The sequence below is a fragment of the Paenibacillus violae genome (assembly GCF_032461945.1).
Lineage (GTDB): Bacteria > Bacillota > Bacilli > Paenibacillales > NBRC-103111 > Paenibacillus_E > Paenibacillus_E violae.
Genome location: NZ_JAWCUD010000001.1, coordinates 1,334,335 through 1,351,877, shown reverse-complemented (window position 1 = coordinate 1,351,877; position 17,543 = coordinate 1,334,335). Strand labels below are relative to the sequence as shown.

At 44.9% G+C, this 17,543-nt stretch carries 16 protein-coding genes; all 16 read right to left on the bottom strand.

The window, feature by feature from the left end; all coding sequences use genetic code 11:
- Window positions 1-33 precede the first annotated feature (33 nt).
- The 16 genes from RQP52_RS06095 to msrB all read right to left on the bottom strand — a co-directional run bounded on the left by RQP52_RS06095 (window position 34) and on the right by msrB (window position 17,514).
- Complete coding sequence (locus RQP52_RS06095; RefSeq protein ID WP_315950094.1) at window positions 34-420, bottom strand: MerR family transcriptional regulator; 387 nt, start codon at window positions 418-420, stop codon at window positions 34-36.
- Window positions 421-454: 34 nt separating this feature from the next.
- Window positions 455-1,435, bottom strand: coding sequence for an aldo/keto reductase (locus RQP52_RS06090; RefSeq protein ID WP_315950092.1), 981 nt, complete (start codon window positions 1,433-1,435; stop codon window positions 455-457).
- Window positions 1,436-1,594: 159 nt separating this feature from the next.
- Window positions 1,595-2,137 carry a GNAT family N-acetyltransferase gene (locus RQP52_RS06085; protein ID WP_315950091.1) on the bottom strand — a complete coding sequence of 181 codons (543 nt, stop codon included), beginning with the start codon at window positions 2,135-2,137 and terminating at the stop codon, window positions 1,595-1,597.
- 21 nt (window positions 2,138-2,158) lie between these two features.
- Window positions 2,159-2,992, bottom strand: coding sequence for a class I SAM-dependent methyltransferase (locus RQP52_RS06080; RefSeq protein WP_315950089.1), 834 nt, complete (start codon window positions 2,990-2,992; stop codon window positions 2,159-2,161).
- Window positions 2,993-3,066: 74 nt separating this feature from the next.
- Window positions 3,067-3,852, bottom strand: coding sequence for a carbohydrate ABC transporter permease (locus RQP52_RS06075; protein ID WP_315950405.1), 786 nt, complete (start codon window positions 3,850-3,852; stop codon window positions 3,067-3,069).
- Window positions 3,853-3,950: 98 nt separating this feature from the next.
- Window positions 3,951-4,832, bottom strand: a complete 882-nt coding sequence (locus tag RQP52_RS06070) for a carbohydrate ABC transporter permease (RefSeq protein ID WP_315950088.1) — start codon at window positions 4,830-4,832, stop codon at window positions 3,951-3,953.
- A gap of 98 nt (window positions 4,833-4,930) precedes the next feature.
- Window positions 4,931-6,238 carry an ABC transporter substrate-binding protein gene (locus tag RQP52_RS06065; protein ID WP_315950087.1) on the bottom strand — a complete coding sequence of 436 codons (1,308 nt, stop codon included), beginning with the start codon at window positions 6,236-6,238 and terminating at the stop codon, window positions 4,931-4,933.
- Window positions 6,239-6,344: 106 nt separating this feature from the next.
- A complete protein-coding gene (locus tag RQP52_RS06060) occupies window positions 6,345-7,583 on the bottom strand; it encodes a response regulator transcription factor (protein ID WP_315950086.1) in 1,239 nt (412 codons plus the stop codon).
- Complete coding sequence (locus RQP52_RS06055; protein WP_315950085.1) at window positions 7,535-8,752, bottom strand: ABC transporter substrate-binding protein; 1,218 nt, start codon at window positions 8,750-8,752, stop codon at window positions 7,535-7,537. Before RQP52_RS06055 ends, RQP52_RS06060 begins: the two co-directional genes overlap by 49 nt.
- A gap of 61 nt (window positions 8,753-8,813) precedes the next feature.
- Complete coding sequence (locus RQP52_RS06050; protein ID WP_315950083.1) at window positions 8,814-10,643, bottom strand: sensor histidine kinase; 1,830 nt, start codon at window positions 10,641-10,643, stop codon at window positions 8,814-8,816.
- A gap of 738 nt (window positions 10,644-11,381) precedes the next feature.
- On the bottom strand, window positions 11,382-12,512 hold the full coding sequence (locus RQP52_RS06045) for an MGDG synthase family glycosyltransferase (RefSeq protein ID WP_315950081.1): 1,131 nt from the start codon (window positions 12,510-12,512) through the stop codon (window positions 11,382-11,384).
- A 449-nt stretch (window positions 12,513-12,961) separates the two neighbouring features.
- Window positions 12,962-13,135, bottom strand: coding sequence for a hypothetical protein (locus RQP52_RS06040; RefSeq protein ID WP_315950080.1), 174 nt, complete (start codon window positions 13,133-13,135; stop codon window positions 12,962-12,964).
- A 179-nt stretch (window positions 13,136-13,314) separates the two neighbouring features.
- Window positions 13,315-13,698 carry a VOC family protein gene (locus RQP52_RS06035; RefSeq protein WP_315950079.1) on the bottom strand — a complete coding sequence of 128 codons (384 nt, stop codon included), beginning with the start codon at window positions 13,696-13,698 and terminating at the stop codon, window positions 13,315-13,317.
- 178 nt (window positions 13,699-13,876) lie between these two features.
- Window positions 13,877-15,592, bottom strand: coding sequence for a cache domain-containing sensor histidine kinase (locus tag RQP52_RS06030; RefSeq protein WP_315950403.1), 1,716 nt, complete (start codon window positions 15,590-15,592; stop codon window positions 13,877-13,879).
- Window positions 15,592-16,362, bottom strand: a complete 771-nt coding sequence (locus tag RQP52_RS06025) for a response regulator transcription factor (RefSeq protein WP_315950077.1) — start codon at window positions 16,360-16,362, stop codon at window positions 15,592-15,594. Before RQP52_RS06025 ends, RQP52_RS06030 begins: the two co-directional genes overlap by 1 nt.
- 18 nt (window positions 16,363-16,380) lie before the next feature.
- Window positions 16,381-17,514 (bottom strand): peptide-methionine (R)-S-oxide reductase MsrB, encoded by a 1,134-nt coding sequence (msrB, locus tag RQP52_RS06020; protein WP_315950074.1) that lies wholly within the window; start codon window positions 17,512-17,514, stop codon window positions 16,381-16,383.
- Window positions 17,515-17,543 lie beyond the last annotated feature (29 nt).

Here is a 17,543-nt window from a genome sequence, read left to right as displayed (position 1 = left end):
CGTTGTCGCATGTGGTTTCTCGTAGAGTTAAAACTAGTCTAACGATCTATTTAGCGTTTTTTCTCTTGCAGCAATGGTTTGTTCGTATCTGTTAATCTTATCATCTAAACGTAACAATACATTTTTCATATCTTCCATCCTTGTTCTGAGCTGCTCACGCTGTTCAACGAGGAGCTCTTTTCTAGCTTCTTTCGTCTCATCGCCCTGTTGAAACAACGCTACGTACTCAATCAAAACTTCAACCGGAAGACCTACGCCTCGCATACATTTAATAAATTCAACCCATTTGCAATCTTCTTCCGTATAATCCCTGATTCCGCTTTTATTTCGATTCACCCTTGGAATAAGTCCGATTCGTTCATAATAACGAAGAGTATCTTGTGACAAGTCAAATTTTTCACTTGCTTCGGCAATTAACATGTTGCTCGCCCCCCTTTCTCAGTCTTTATATTAATTAAATGGCACCAATAACCCGATGAGGAACATACGGCTCTTCGAGTGAAGCAACTTCTTCACGTGATAGCGAAATGGAAAGAGCCGCTACAGCGTCTTCGAGATTTGACATTTTCGTTGCACCGATAATAGGAGCTGTTACTGGTTCCTTCTGCAATAACCATGCGAGAGCGATTTGCGCCCGAGGGACACCATGCTGCTCTGCGATTGCCGCAACACGCTCAACAATGAGTTTATCCGTATTTGCCGTAGCATCATATTTTGATTTCTGAACTTGATCGGTTTCAGAACGATGCGTCGCTTCCGACCAATCACGTGTCAATCGTCCTGAAGCAAGCGGACTGTATGGAATAACGCCGATTTTCTCTTCCTTGCAAAGCGGCAGCATCTCCCTCTCCTCTTCACGGTATATGAGGTTCAAATGATTCTGCATCGATACAAACCGAGTCCACCCATGTTTTTCAGCCGTGTGCAATGCCTTCAGGAACTGCCAGGCGTACATCGCGGAAGCGCCAATGTATCTTGCCTTCCCTGCCTTAACAATATCATGCAGGGCTTCCATCGTTTCTTCAATTGGCGTGTTGTAGTCCCAGCGATGAATTTGGTACAGGTCTATATAATCTGTTCCCAATCGCTTAAGGCTCTTGTCGATCTCACTCATGATCGCCTTGCGGGAAAGACCGGCACCATTCGGACCTTGATGCATACGGAAATGAACCTTCGTCGCAAGAACAATTTCATCTCGATTGGCATAATCCTTTAGTGCGCGTCCAACGATTTCCTCGCTGGTACCATCCGAATACACATTTGCCGTATCAAAAAAGTTAATACCCTGCTCCAGCGCTTTTTTGATAATAGGACGGCTGCGCTCTTCATCAAGCACCCATGGATGAACCCATCGCTCTGCAACACCGAAGCTCATACACCCTAGACAAATTCGTGATAAATCCAAACCCGTATTTCCAAGCTTCACATAGTCCATTCATTGTTCCTCACTTTCAAATTCATATCGTCTTCCACAAAACTAGTCTACCCCTTGGAGTTAACTCCAAGTCAACCCCCTATTTTCCCGATCATCTGAACCATGGTTAAATGCCAAAAAAAGACCCACAGGATGGGTCTGATCTTCGTATTAAACAGCCTAAATATCCGGATTGGGATTAATAATGGCCAGAACTTGATGGTCCTCCCACACGCCATTAATCTTCACATTGCTGCGGGAGATCCCTTCCTTGTGGAAACCGGCCTTCTCTAACACACGAATTGAACCAGGATTCTTAGGAGAAGCTTCGCCAATAATCCGGTGAATCCTCAGTTCCTCGAAAGCATAACGCACCACTTGTTTCACTGCTTCCGTCATATAACCCTTGCCGTTGGCCGCCTGGTCCAAATTGTAGCCAATCATGCAGCTCTGTAGAGGTCCCCGTACGACATACGTCAACCCGATGGTACCGACGATCTGTTCATCTTCCGTTTGGCATACCACGAAGGAGTATTTCCGATCCTCCATTCGATCGATCCTGCTCTTATTCAGCCATTGGAGCATGTGCTCCTCTGTGTAATAGTCATCGGAATTACTTGGAGAAAATTGCTCGAAAAACGCCCTATTGCGCTTGTTCATTGCGATGATCTGTGCAATGTCCGCTTCTTCAGGGAACCGAACATAGACTAGTGGTTGAGACATCTGCACCATCCTTTTACCCTATTATTTTTTTCGTGCAGTGACAATCGGCTGGTAATACCCTGTTTCGGACGGCATCTGCCATTCAATGGAAGAGAATCCCGCTTGTGTCAAAATACGACTAAATTCCTCTCGCAGCAAAGCTCTGTATCTCGTTTTATTATGCTTAGTTTTCCACACGCCGTCAATTTCTTGCATAATAAAGTGATTAGTCAGATAAGCAGCCGACTCCTCTTCCCAGTCCCAAATTTGAAAAACAATGCGTTTACCCTGATCAAAAATACGCGGTTCCGTAGCTTTTGGCTTCGATTTTACTAATTCATCATAATCTCTCATTGTAATCAGGATTAACCCATTAATTTCCAATTTTTTATACATATTACTAGCGGCTTTAAGTAGTTCTTCATCCGTAAGAAGGTGAGGGATTGCGTTATCAGCCGAAAGAACGATGTGAAACATACCGGAAACGTCTTTGTCCAACGATCGAAAATCAGCTACTCCTCCATTTAATTCAACCCCAAAAGACTCAGCCTCTTTTTTGGCCCTTTCTACGGACACTGGACTTAAATCTGTCGCAGTCACTTTAAATCCATTTAATGCCAAGCCTATTGCCTGTGTGCCAATCCCACAAGAACAGTCCAACAGTGTCGTTTCTTCAGTAACTGAAGCCGTTAATTTCGAGCGGATGATTCTGCTTAATGTTTCTCCTTGCGAAGCAATGGCTCGTGTCCATTCCTCGAAAATTAAATGGTAGTCTTCTGCAAGCTCATCATAAAAATGTAAAGCAGAATCGTTCATTAGGCTCACCTCATTATTTTTTTGAAAAGGAAGCTCATCATTATGCCTATCTTTTCTCATTTTACACGATTGAAGGCATTCCATCCGCACAAAAAACGTCCACTCATCGAGTGAACGTTTAACTCTGTTAACTATTAATCTTTCACCGACCCTTGCATAAGACCGGCAATAAACTGGCGGCTGAATAGCGAAAATACAATGATGAGCGGCACGGTAGCCATTAATGTAGCCGCCATGACCATGGAGTAATCAGTGCTGTACACCCCGTTCATAGAGGCAATCAACATCTGGATTGTAAACTTTTCCTGCACTGAAATGACGACAAGCGGCCACAGGTAATCGTTCCACGACCCTAGAAACGTAATGATTCCCAGTGTCGCAAGTGCTGGACGCAGTACCGGAAGCGCGACTCTCCAATAAAGATCGAACGAGTTACAGCCGTCTATTCGACCGGCATTTATAAGCTCGTCATGAACGACCGAAGTCGTATACTGCCGCATCCAGAAGATCCCGAACGCGCTGGCCGCTCCTGGTACAATAAGCGCTTTGAGATCATTGATCCAGCCAAGTTTTTGCATAATGATGAATTGTGGTATAAGACCTAACTGTTGAGGCACCATCATTGTCGCTAATAAAAAGAAGAATAACGGCGCCTTCGCTGGAAACTGGAATTTCGCAAAGGCAAATCCTGCTAAAGAGCAGAAAAACAACACTAACGCCGTATGTGTGCCTGCAACAAGAAGACTATTGCTAAATGAGCGAAAAAAGCCGACATGATCAAGCACTTTTCCAATATTGACAAGCAGTTGGTCTCCAGGCAGAAGCCGAGGTGGAAACCGGAACATGTCCGCTGTCGTCGCTGTTGACATGACAAGCAGCCAATAGAAAGGAAACAGGGATAGAATCGCCCCGGTAATCATGACTACATGGAGCCAAAGGGTGCCCGGCGCTCTTGTCTTTTTCACAGCAACAGCAGTGATGACGCGTCCGAAGGATACTTTGGAAGATGATGGCACCATCAGACTCCCTCCCCTCTTGAGACGAACTTCCAATTCACAAATGAAAATATGCCGATAATCAGAAACAGCATCCATGCAACTGCGGAAGCATAACCGAACATTTGGTTGCCAAACGCCTGATTATACAGGTATAACACCAGCGTCAGCCCGCCTTTCGTCGCTCCTCCGGTATTGCCAACCAGAATGAGCGGTTCCGTAAACAGCTGCATACCGCCAATCGTCGAGAGAATAACAGTAAAGAGAATAATTGGCTTCAGAAGAGGCAACGTAATGCTGAAGAACTGCTGCTTGCGGCTGGCTCCGTCAATGGTAGCTGCCTCGTACAAATCATGCGGGATGCTCTGAAGTCCCGCCAAGTAAATGATTGCGTTATAACCGGACCAACGCCAGATGACCATGAGCGAGATGGCAACTTTCACCCAAAACGGATCATTGATCCATTCAATGCGAGGAAGCCCTATTGCCTGCAGCAGGCCGTTAATGAGACCGAATTGGCTGCCAAAAAACGATCCGAAGATGATGGCAACCGCTACAATTGAAGTAATGTTAGGTAGAAAATAAACCGCCCGGTAAAAGTCCTTAAACCGCATAAAAGCTGCATTAAGCAAAAAGGCAATCACGAGTGCAGCGAACAGCTGAGGCACAGTGGACAGAAACCAAATAACAAAAGTGTTGCCGACCGATGTCCAGAATTCCGGATCGTCCGTCAACAGATTACGAAAATTGCGAAACCCTACAAACTCCATGGGGCCAAGCCCATCCCAGGAATGAAACGCCAGATACAGCGAGAACAGGATGGGAAACAGGCTGAAAGCGATAAAGAGAATATAAAATGGAGAAATCATTACGTAGGGCGCCAGATGGGCTTTGAACCCTTTCATCGGCTCCACATCCTATCCTCATAAGATATACCTACAGGGAGCAATTCGCTTCCATCGCCACTATGGGCCAGTGAATCGAAATTGCCCCCTATTGGCCTTTATTTATTCTTCAATTTCGTTTTGGCTTTCTCGACGAGTGACCAGAACTCTTTATCAGGATCTTTCGTTTTATCTACCGCTACAGCTTGCATGCCGTCGCCAATGATATCCGCAACCGTTTGATAGTTTGGCCCCTTACGCTGCACTTTTACGTCTTTAGCAACTTCAGAGTACAACACACCAAGCTTCTGATTGCCCCAAAACTCATAACCCGTTTCTGTGAAAGCCTTGTCCCCATATACGGATGGTGTTGAAGGGAAGTTGCCGGATAGTTTAAAGACTTCGAGCTGCTGCTGAGGAGAAATCAGCCAACTAATAGCGGTGTAAGCTTCCTTCGCGTATTTGGACTCCTTAGGGATGGTCAGGAACGATCCGCCCATGTTGCCAGTGCCTTCCGGAATTTTCGCTGCGCGCCATTTCCCTTTCGTATCCGGAGCACGGGTTTCGACATGTCCTCGGCCCCATGCTGCTGAGATATACGTGGCAATTTTGCCTGAGTTGAGAGCTGCCGAATACTCTTGAAGAGCATTCTTTTGATCATAACTACCCGCAATACCCATGTCACGAGCCTTTTTAAAATATTCCAAAGCTTTCTTTACTTGCGGATTTTTTTCAATGATGAGCTGATCGTCCTTATCGAAGTACAACTCATCCCCTTGATCACGAATAGCGCCGAAAAGTTCATTAGGATTCGATAAAATATCGGCCCCCGTTTTCTCTTTAAGCGTTTTACCTGCAGCTAGGAAATCGTCCCACGTCTTGATCTTGGCTGCAACGTCGTTCGGTTCGGACGGTAATCCAGCTTGTTGGAACAAATCCTGCCGATAATAGAGCACCATCGGACCGATATCCGTCGGAAGACCAAGCTGTTTCTCGCCGACCGTGGATTGTTTCCACTTCCAGTCAAGAAAGTCTTTGGCTATTTCCTTGGCGCCAAAAGTATTAAGATCATTAAATTTATCTGGGTATTTCAGAAACTGATCCAACTGGGAAATATCGATCATTGCGATATCCGGAGCTCCAGACCCCGCTGACATCGCCGTTAAAAGCTTTTTGTGCGCATCTTCCCATTTGTAAATTTGTGGAATGATCTCGATGTTAGGATGGGTGCGGTTAAACTCTGGGATGATTTTTTCGAATGAAGCCCCCTGCCAAAACCACATTTGAAGTTGAACTTTCTTGCCATCGCTTGCTTTCGCATCCGTTTTTACTGCTTCCGGTGCTCCTCCACCACTGCTGCAAGCACTAAGAAGGAGGACGGAAGCCATTAGTAAACCTAAGGCCTTACCCTTCGACACGTTTTTCATCGATTAACGCTCCCTTCAAATTTCGAGCCTATTAAGAAAGCCCTTACATTTAGTATAAACAGGGGTGGACAACCCGTATAGGTAACGCATCTTCGATTTCTTGGACTTAAGTTAGGAAAGTTCCGTCCACTGTCCGATAAGCTCCCGGAGCTATCCCCTCGAACGTTTTGAAGATTCGGCTGAAATATGCAGGGTCCTTGTAGCCCACTTTTTCACACACCTCGTAGATCTTCAAATTCGTATCTCTTAACCACTTTTTAGCCTCAGTCAAGCGGTGCTGCGTTAAATAGTGCGTATAAGTCATCCCCGTTTCCTGGTGAAATAAGTTGCTCAAATAATTGGGGTTGATTTGGTATTGCTGGGCAAAGTCGGACAAGTTGGCCGCACCGGCATACTCTTTGTGAACATAGCCAAGAAGCGCTCGGATGATCGGCGGGAACGATTCACCGCCACTTTCTTTACGCGTAATTTCTGTAAATCCAAGGCTGATCATACTGCGGATGTACATCAAGCTAAGATCTCCGATCTCCTTCGTCGCTCCCCCATACCCTGTCTTCACCTCAATTCGCAGCTTTGCCGCCATCCACTTCGACGTCTCTTGCACTTCCCTCTCCCAAGCCTCCTGATCGCATTGATTAGCAAACAGCACGACTGTGACGAGCCTGTCCTCTAGACACACGGCTGCTGTGCCCAGACGGCTGAATGCCTCATATGCGCACTCCCTGATAAAATAACGCACAGAAGCTTCCCCTAATGACCTTAAGTCTTTAGTTGAAAAGGAAACGAGCATGATTTTCTTATGAGACGGAATCAAGCCTTCATCGAAAGTTGGAACCGGAACGCCTTGGAGCAAATCATGAAGACGCTTTTCTAATAGCGCACGTTCTCTAATGACATTAACTTGTTGAGATTCCTGTCTGCGACGATGCTTCTCATAGGATGCCAGAAAGACCTCTCTGAGCTTTTCCTTGGACAATGGCTTAAGCAAATAGGCATGAACCCCGTGCTCCATTGCCTTCTGTGCATAATCGAACTCCGCATGCCCTGTGAGCACGTATACATCGGTTCCAGGCGAATGCTCCCGCGCAAATTCCGCTAATTGCAGACCATCCGCTGCAGGCATGCGGATATCCGTAATAAGGAGATGGACTTTCTGCTTCTTTAACAAAGCCATTGCCTCAAGTCCATTTGCTGCATCCAGCACTTCTCCCACGCCATCTAACCGCGAAAGGGTTCTGCATACCGGGTGGCGCACATTTGCTTCATCATCGACGACAAGAACTGTAAACATCACGATCAACCTCCCGTATTTGTCTGCTTGAATCGGCGGACGATGTCCTCCCATGTATGTTCTGGATCTGCTCCCTCTGATTCCACTCGGCGCAGGCCCTCTTTGATCATTCGTTCAATCCCTTCATATTCAAAATCATTGTAAGCCGCTTTGTAACGAAGCGCCGTATAGGAATAAATCTGACCGACAGGTGCGTCATGAAAGAAAGCGTCCCGCACCTCTAGAAACTCCCGGGTCGAATAAGACTCCGGTGTGGAAGGGAAATTACCGCTGCCAATGAAATTGTCTAGCTGCTGTGCTGGAGCCGTCAACCATTGCGCTAGCTCATAAGCCGCATGAGGATTGCGGCTCGTCCGTGGAACAGCCAGACATGTCCCTGACCAATTCGAGGGAAGTCCGGGCGCCCGTGCCAGATCCCATACACCTGCGGTAGAGGGGGCAACTTTCTTGAAAGCTCCATGAAGCCAGGAGGGTGCCAAGACAACGGCGAACTTCCCGTTTACGGCAGCTGCAGCCCAAGCGGAAGATTGCGACGGAAGGCCCGCATTTAGCCCGAGCTTATGAAAGCGTATAGCTTGATCCCAGGCTTCTTTCACATGCGGATCAAGCTCATGATCCATCGGCGTCAAATAATAACCGTCGAATTGGTTCAAATAACTCATAAATACATTGGTCAAATTATCGATAAGATAAGCGCCTGTTTTCTCTTTGATTTCCAATCCAACCTGCTCCATTTGCTCCCAATTGGTTAGAACTTCGGCGACTTCCTCCCGTTCGATTGGTAGCCCTGCCATCTGAAACAAGTCCCGGCGGTACGCTAAGGCGACAGGGCCGATGTCCACTGGCATCGCAAATAGGAAACCGCCATCCTTGCTTTCTGCTTGGCGCCATTTCCAATCCAAGTAGTGTTCCCTCTCATCGCCATAATCGTAGAGATTAAAAAATTCATTTTGAAAACGCTTTACTTGATTAAGTTGAGAAGCCTCAAGCAGAACTAGATCCGGCGTGTCCGCTTTGGTAGCCAGGGACGTCATCAGCCCCGGTAAAACATCGTCAAATTGAAAGCTGACGATCTCTACATCCACTCCAGGATGATCGGCCATATATTTCTTAACGAGCCGTTCAAGCCCACTTCCCGGCCATAGCCAAACACGAAGCTTCACGACTTGCGACGTGTTTCCGTTCACACTAGGTAAAGCTGATTCCGGTTCACAAGAAGTCAAGAATAAGAAACTCACGAGGCAAACCATGAGCCATAAGGTGGATTGATTACCTTTTCGATCATTAAGCAGCGCCAGTCCCCCCTTTTTTGGACAGTAAGGGTGGAACTGTAACCATCTCCGAAGTATGAAGCGGCAATGACAGCATAACCTGCAGCCCGCCTAGCGGACTCTTGGAGAGGCTAATCCCGCTGCTGGGCCCGAAGAACGCTTGCAGCTGTTTGTGGAGGTTGCTCAGTCCGATTCCTCGTCCTTGCTTCTCGAAGCTTTGCTCTTGATGGATGGATACCTCCAACATCTGCAATGCCTCTTGCGTCATCCCTACGCCGTTGTCCTCAACAGAGCACTTCACCATGCCGTCTTGTCGATAGATCCGCACTCGGATTTGCCAATCCCCCTCATCTTGCTGCTCCAATCCATGATGGAAAGCATTCTCGACTAGAGGCTGGAGTACGAGTCGTATTACGCGTTGTCGTTCTAGTCCATCCTCCACCTCTATGCTTACTTGAAACTTCTCCCCGTATCTTGCTCGCTGCAAAAGCAAATAACGATTCAGCTGTTCCATATCTTCACCTAATGTTACGAGGTCCGTCGACGGGTGGACACTATATCGGAGTAGTTCACTTAGCGCGAGCGTCATGGCTTGCGCCTGATCCGGCCGTTCATCCTCAATGGTCCAGTAAATCAGATTGAGCGAATTGTACAAAAAGTGAGGCCTAAACTGTGCTTTAAGTGCTACCAACTGCGCCCACTGTACCGTAATTTGCTGCTCCGAGAGCCGCTCTACAACGTCCTCCAACTCTTCCACTAAGGCATTGTAATTGGCATAAAGTCTAGTGATTTCACGGCTAGCAAATGGTTTGTCAATCGGCTTGACCCCTTCTTTACGGAGTCGATTCATGCCATCGGCCAGCAGCCGGATTGGTTTGGTAAGTGTCCATGTAAAGTACGTCACAAACACTAAGGCAATGAGGATACCTGCGCCCATGGTGATCAAGGCATGAGCCCAAATTTGAGAAGCCTCGCTGTTGACTGCCTCAGGTTTGAAATAGGCGATTGTCGTCCAACCGCTATACGAAGATTTTGCATAAGATACCAGCACTTGCTTCTGATCCTCCCTTGTCTTCCATTCGAAGAAAGGTTGCGCATTTCTTCCAAATTTACTGAACAGGCCAACGTCCGCAGCCGTACCGATTTCTCGTGGAACCGTCGAATACACGATGTTGCCGATGGAATCCATCACCTGCACCTTTCGCTCGATCCGTTGGCCTGTTTCGCCAATAATCCGATTGATTTTATCCACCGGAAATACAATAAACTCATCTCCGAGCGGTGTCAGGCTTGACGGGTCCTTCAACTTACGAGCTCCAATAATCGCCGGGATTTCGCCATCCCGCCAGGCAGGCCCGTATACCCACAGCATGTGTCCGTCAAGCGTTTGCATTTTGCTGTACCAGCTTACAGCAGCTACATCGTCCGCCATCCGCCAGAATAACTGCAGGGATTCATTAGAAGCGTACGCGTGTCCATTGCGGTCAAATAAATGAAGCAGCATATCCCCGGCAATGTAGCGTATTTTTTCCGCCAAATACCGATTTAGGTCCATTGAAACTTGAGATTCAGCAGCTTGTGGGGGAACATCCGCTTTTAGAGCAGCCAACACTTTCTCATCGAATGCAACCATTTGTGTAGCCTGATCGTATTGGCGCAGCAACACATCGATTTTGGCTGACAGCTGTTCCACGGATTCTTGGGTATAGCTTGCGGTGCGGTTGAGCACAATCTGTGACGTCATGCGGTAATTCAGCAGATTTGTAAGCGCGATCGCCAGTGCGGCAATCAAGAACATCCCCGCGAGCAACTGGACAAAAATGGGTACAGGGCGTCGCAGCACCGTGCTTCACCTCCATCATTAGGTGTAAAAATGATTGTCAATTACCTTTTTCTACCTTTGAGACCTTTCCCCTCTATACGCTGCTCAAAATATGTCTAATGAACTAGTTACCTGCCGAATATCGGCACATTTCGATTCGTTTTGTCGAAAAAAAGACACCGATAGGTGCCTTACAAGCTTACTCATCTTAAGCGGTTAAACCTCTCAACGCTCTTTTTCATATCATCTTCAGAAAGAATCTCTTGGTTAAGTTTTACATCCCAAATACTGAGTTTCAACTTAGCGCAAAAATCAAATATGATTTCAAAGTAATGAAGTTCGCCCTGATATTTCAGTTACCTTCTCTTCAAAAACTCCTGCATTTATCTCTATTTCAAATTTTGACGTATCATCCTCATAGTAGTTCGCCCTTCTAAACTGTTGATTTCTGTCCTGAAACTCATCCGCATGTTTTCCATGTAGTAACTTCTCTAGCACAAGGTTTTTCCCTTCGACTTTATCAAAATTTAATGCTAGAAACCTGCTAGTACTATCTCTGATATTTCCTTAGAAATAATATTTTCTTCTATTTTCCGAACAACTCACTCGTTATTAGACGCTTCTTGTCATTCAATGTATGTTAGGAGCAGTCTTCTATTCAAATGCTTCTCTTTTTCTCTCTTTTCCAACTTAACTCGTTAAAATTCTTCAACAAAAAAAGGAGCTGCTACGGAGCAAACTCCTTGATCTATCACAACCTCAAATTGAAGCGGACATGAATGAATTATCCAATATCATCAACATGTCATTTACGATGTGCGCCGCTGCATGATTACGCTGCAACGAGGCCATACGAGCTCTCATTTCTTCACTTTTAGTGGGATGCCGTACAAACTGCTGAATATTTATGTAAAAGTCCTCCATCTTATTGGCGATTGAAGCTACACCAAGCCTGGATAAATACAAGGCATTTTCTTTCTCTTGACCGCCATTTGGCTTATACACGAAAACCGGCAGTCGTAAGGCAATAGCCTCTGTCAACGTTAATCCGCCTGCTTTCGTTACAATACACATAGCTCTCGACATCCACTCGTGAACATTATCGACAAAACCAAGAATGGTGATCCCCGGGTACGCAGCAAAATCTGCCTCAAGTCTATCTTTCAACTTCTCGTTATGGCCACAGATGACAACTAATTGACAATCTTCTAGAAGCAGCAGCGAATCCAACATTTCATCCAGATAACTGGTTACTCCGCTTTCCGTAGCCATGATAAGGATAATCTTCTTTCGCAGTGATAGTGGTTGCGATTGCGCACGAATGCTCGCTGCTGCGAACTCTTGCTTCAGCGGAATGCCGCTGACCTCTATACAGTCTTTGTTATATCCTTTAAAAATAATTTGTTGTTTCAAATCTTCCGTTGCCACATAATACCGATCGACTTTTGGATGCAGCCAAGTTGCATGTAACGCGTAATCCGTGAGTACTGTAAAATTTTTAACCCCCATTGCACTACAGACGATTGGAGCAGCGCCGAAAGGAAACGTATTGACCACAACATCCGGACGTTCTTTTTGGATAAGTTCTCTTAGTTTCTTTTGACCCAAATAAGTCATTGATTTCTGAAATAGCGCGGTCTCTTTCGTTTCACGTGTTAAATAATAACTCCAGCCATAGTAGTCAAGGCCTAATTTAGAGCTTTTTGTACTTTTACTGATTAACGAAGAAGTTATGGAGTAGATCCACGGATGGCCTTCCTTCATGAGGTTAACAATTTTCACTTGCTCTATACCCTGTTTCAAGAACTGCTGCTGCAGCGCTTTAGAAGCTTGAATATGTCCATTTCCATAACTAGCCGTAAGAATTAAGATGCGAGGATTAAAAGGCATCGTTGAAATACCACCTTTCATCACAAACTTTAATAAACGGATACAAATAACTGCCGTACAGTTTCAATGTATTGCGAGTTGCATGGATCTATTTCAATTTTCTTTAAACATAACATATGCCAATGGGGATATGAAGTAGTTGATCTGCCGTGATGTAAAATTTCAGAAACATTCATAATTCCATACTAATCTATTAAATTAGCCCTCGCAGACAAGTTTTTCCTGCATATCCTAAAGTATCCCCGCTAGAAAGGAATGATAGAAATGGCTTTATTAATCAACCACTTTTATGGTATTGTTTACCGCAGTGCCAATGGGTTCATTACCGTTTTTAACGGTCGTGTGGTATCCAGAAATCGTAATTCCATTGTTCTTCGATTTATGAATAATCGTGGTGTCGTCGTTCTTAGAAGACTTTTCCTTCTTCAAATTCTTAGATTTGTTGCTATTTAATGGATTGCTAAAGCTACACCTTCGATGAAACGTTTACTCGTAAGACACTTGCTTCGCTTAGCTAATTCAATATTAACTGGAAATCCTGCTGTTATTTCAAGCAAATCATGAATTAAATGACAATTAACAGAAATATCTCCCTTTAATTTGCTCGAAAACCGCTGCTCCAAAGCACACCCCCCTATTAATAGGAAAAATTGCATTTATTTCATGAGAATACTTCTTTACTACATTAAATAACGGGAAGATTTTGCTTTATTTTGAAAAAGCTGCCCCATAAGCTCAAAAAAGAGGCTCTCCCATGGTCATTAAATGACTCAAGGGAATGCCTCTTTTTGTTTAATTCATGTTAGGAGTCATATACAGCATCAAACTCGATGATATTGTTGTCCACATCCAGGATATAAATCTGTGCAAACCCAGCCACGCTTTGGGGTCTTGCCTCATAAGGCACACCAATGTGTTCGAGCCATTGTATCGTATTCCGATAACTTTTAACCCATAAAGCAAAGTGCCCATCTACCGAATCTATGCCGCTCATACGCAATGCTTCGCCTTTCGGGTGTTCAAGCAAATGCAGCTGCTGATTCCCAATCGCATACCAGACACCATTGGATTTGAAAGGAGGGCGCTCAATTTCCTGAAAATGAAGCAGTTCCGAATAAAATTTCTTCGCTTTTTCCAAGTCTCTAACAGCTAAGCTTACATGATGGATCCGTTCATATTCGATCATATGCGCTCATTACCTCTCATCCGTCGATTTCAGTTAATTATTCAAAAAACAAGCATCTATTTCCGTATATACGGTTCCTAATAGGGCGACTAGCAGCACAACTATTATTAAGTTTACCATTAATTTAGATTTGTTCACAAGAATCAATCCCCTTCCTGATGAGTTATGTTCGGAGTTCTCACGGTATGATGATGGTTACTGTTGTTCCTTCTCCCAAACGGGATTGGATATGAACCCCATATTCTTTGCCATAGTAAAGTTTTAAGCGTTCATCTACGTTGTTGATGCCAACACCGCCTAACTTGGGCTGGGCAGTTGATGGTTCGACGTCTTTATTTAAGCGATGAGCAAGCGGGTCGAAGCCCACGCCATCATCCCTCACAATGAACTGCACATGTCCATCATCCGTATAGTCACATGTAATTTCCACGAATCCGGAGCCTTCTTTTTCCCGGATGCCGTGATAAATCGCATTTTCCACTATGGGCTGTAAAATGATTTTAGGAATGACCTTGACCGCTAACGCGGGGTCGAAGTCTAGCTGATAATGAAGTTTATCTCCATATCGCTCCTTCTGAATAAATAAATATTGAGCGACATGGTTCATTTCATTTTCAATCGTCGCCATCTCGCTTCCTCCGCTTAGTGACAATTGAAAAAATTTGGCCAATGCTTTGGTCGTGGATATGACACGTTCGCTTTCATTAAATTCGGCCATCCAGACGATCGTATCCAACGTATTATATAGAAAATGGGGGTTGATTTGGCTATGCAGCACTTTTAGTTCATAGGTGTGCAGCGCTTTTTCCTTCGTTTCAATTTCCTCCAGCAATCTGCGAACTTCGGAAACCATCAAGTTAAAATGTTGGGCTAGTCCCTGCACTTCCGTCACGCCGGATTCAGGCACACTTACTTCCAACGTACCTGCTCTTACTTTTTGCATGGCCTGCTCTAATCGATGAACCGGCCGCGTGATGCTTCTGGCAATGATCAATGACACCGTAATAATAAGGATGAACAGTCCTATACCGACAATTGCAAAAGAACGAAGCATTTGGCTACGAATTTGCAGCAAACCGTCCAGTGAACTAACGCCTACCAAAGTCCAATCGGAGTTTGCTATTTGTGTTTTATGAATAAGGACATTTTGCGATCGATCGTAACCGTTAGCTAACATGCTTATGTTCCTTAATTGCTCTTTCTTGGCTGGATCAACAAAAAATGTAGGGTCTTTGTGATAAACAATGCCGCTATGGCTATTAATGATGAATGCAAAACCTTTACTCCCCAGATCCAAATCTTTCAAATAATCATCGATGCCATTGTATTCGATATCCAATAGGATGACGCCAAGGTTCTGATTGTTCTCATCTTTCACTTCTTGGCTCATCGAAATCACCCATTTGTCCTTGTCCATCGCAAATTCCTGCATGCGGGCAGAAGAAAGGGCCGGCGTTTTACCTTTAATTGCTTCTACATACCAAGGCTCTGTCATCATATCGGATGATCGCTGCATGTTTAGCTTCGTTTCATTGGACAACATATAGCCGTCTTTTCCGATGACTACAACGGACTTAATATAGGAATCGGACATCAGCACAGTTCGGATAAGCTGCATCTCATCCTTCTCCCCTTCTTTGGTTGGAGAGGCTAAAGTCTTAATGGTCTGGGGATTGTTAGCAAGCACATTGGACAATACCAACAGCCGATCTATATACGCTCCAACGAAAGCCCCGCTTTTGGAAATGGCTATCTGCGACGACTGAATGGAGTCATTCATGACTACTCTAGAAATGCCCACATATAAGGCAGTGCCGATAATTCCTATGGTTACGAGACTGATTAGCATATAAACGAACGAAATACGGGATTGCAGCGACCGGGGAAATCTCATCACGAATATTTAATCCTTTCCCTGTATTGCAGTGGGGAGACCCCGAATTTCTTTTTGAACGCGGCGCTAAAGTAATTCGGGTTATCAAATCCTACCGCCGTTGAGATTTCATATATTTTCAAATCCGACACCAGAAGCTGAAGCTTTGAACGTTCTAGCCGGACAGCAATTAAGTAATCCTGAAAGGAGACGTTAAATAATCTTTTGAAAAGAACGCTCATGTACCCGCTGCTGAACCCTTTCTGATCCGCCAGAATGGCTAAGGAGAAATCGGGATTAGCGATATTCTCATCGATAATTTTGGCAATAGATGCTTTGTTATCGGATTCATCTTTTGCTTGCAGCGTCGTTTTATAATCGCTTACAAGGCTTTGCAGTTCGGATTGCTGCTGCTCGCTTTGAAGCTTACTCACCAACTTTTGAAGGACCTCATACACGTCTTCCTTAGATACCGGCTTAAGCACGTAATCATCAATGCCAATTTTCAAAGAAGTAACCGCATAATCGTAATAGTCATATCCCGTAATAACCGCAATCTTGACATTTTGCTTCAGATCTTTGGCTTTTCTGGCAAAATCAAGCCCGTTCATTTTCGGAATATTAATATCCAACAGGACGATATCGGGACGATGAGCAAGGAATAGCTTATACGCCTCCTCACCGTTTCCCGCCTCTATAATTTCAGTTATTTGAAATTTCTCAAAAGGAACCAGCCGTCTGATTCCATTCCTGATCAGCTCTTCGTCCTCCACAAGCAATAATTTGTACATCGCGCTTTACCTCCTGATTTATTCAACACTTGTACGCAAATATCCGTAGCCTTCCTTTTGCATGTCGTCCAGTGGAACAAACCGGATGGAGGCGCTATCGATACAGAATCTTTTCCCTGTCGATTCGGCAGGCCCATCATCGAATACATGACCAAGATGAATGCCGCCTACGCGGCTTTTGACCGCCGTACGAACCATATTGTACCTAGTGTCCTTCTCATAAGTTACCACATCAGGATCAATCGGTCTCGTAAAACTTGGCCAGCCACAGCCGGAATCATATTTGTCACGACTGGAGAATAGAGGTTCGCCTGTGGTGATATCGACATAGATGCCTGGATCATACGTATCCCAATATTCATTGGAATAAGCTCTCTCCTCGCCTCCGAGTACCGTTACGTTGTACTGAAGATCGGTCAATTTCGCTTTCAACTCTTCATTGCTGGGTCTGGAGTACTTTGTAGGGTCAACTTTAACTGGCTCATCCAGAATCGTTAAATCAACATGACAGTAACCATCCGGGTGTTTCTCCAAATAATCCTGATGCTCTTCCTCAGCTACATAAAAGTTCGTGAGAGGCAGTACTTCCGTCACGATCTTTTTATCATATTTCGTTTGCTCTTTAGCAACTACTGAGTTGATCACAGCAGCGTCACTCTCATTGACATAATAAATCCCAGATCGATAGCTGATTCCTATATCATTTCCCTGCTTATTCACGCTTGTCGGATTGATGATTTTAAAGAAACGAGTCAACAGATCGGACAATTCGATTCGTGCCGGATCATATTTAACCTCTACCGTCTCCGCAAATTTGCGGTCTTCCCGAACAACGTCCTTATACGTCGGATTTTCCCCTATGCCATTAGCATAACCGGAAATTACATCCTGTACGCCTGGAATTCGGGAAATGAAAGCTTCCACTCCCCAGAAGCAGCCACCTGCCAAATAAATGGTTTGCAGCTTACTATTGGAATAATCAATTTTATCATTAGGATTTGCGGATCTAGTCGTCGTAGGTTCATTTTTCGCTAATGTCGCCGATGATGCCCCCGCGGCTTTCGAAGAATCGCTGATACCGATTGAATTGGCGCAAGCAGTGACAAACAATAGCAACAGTAGAGAACTTACATACAGAAATCTTTTCATCATGTCTTTTCCTCCTATTCTACAAATGGAAA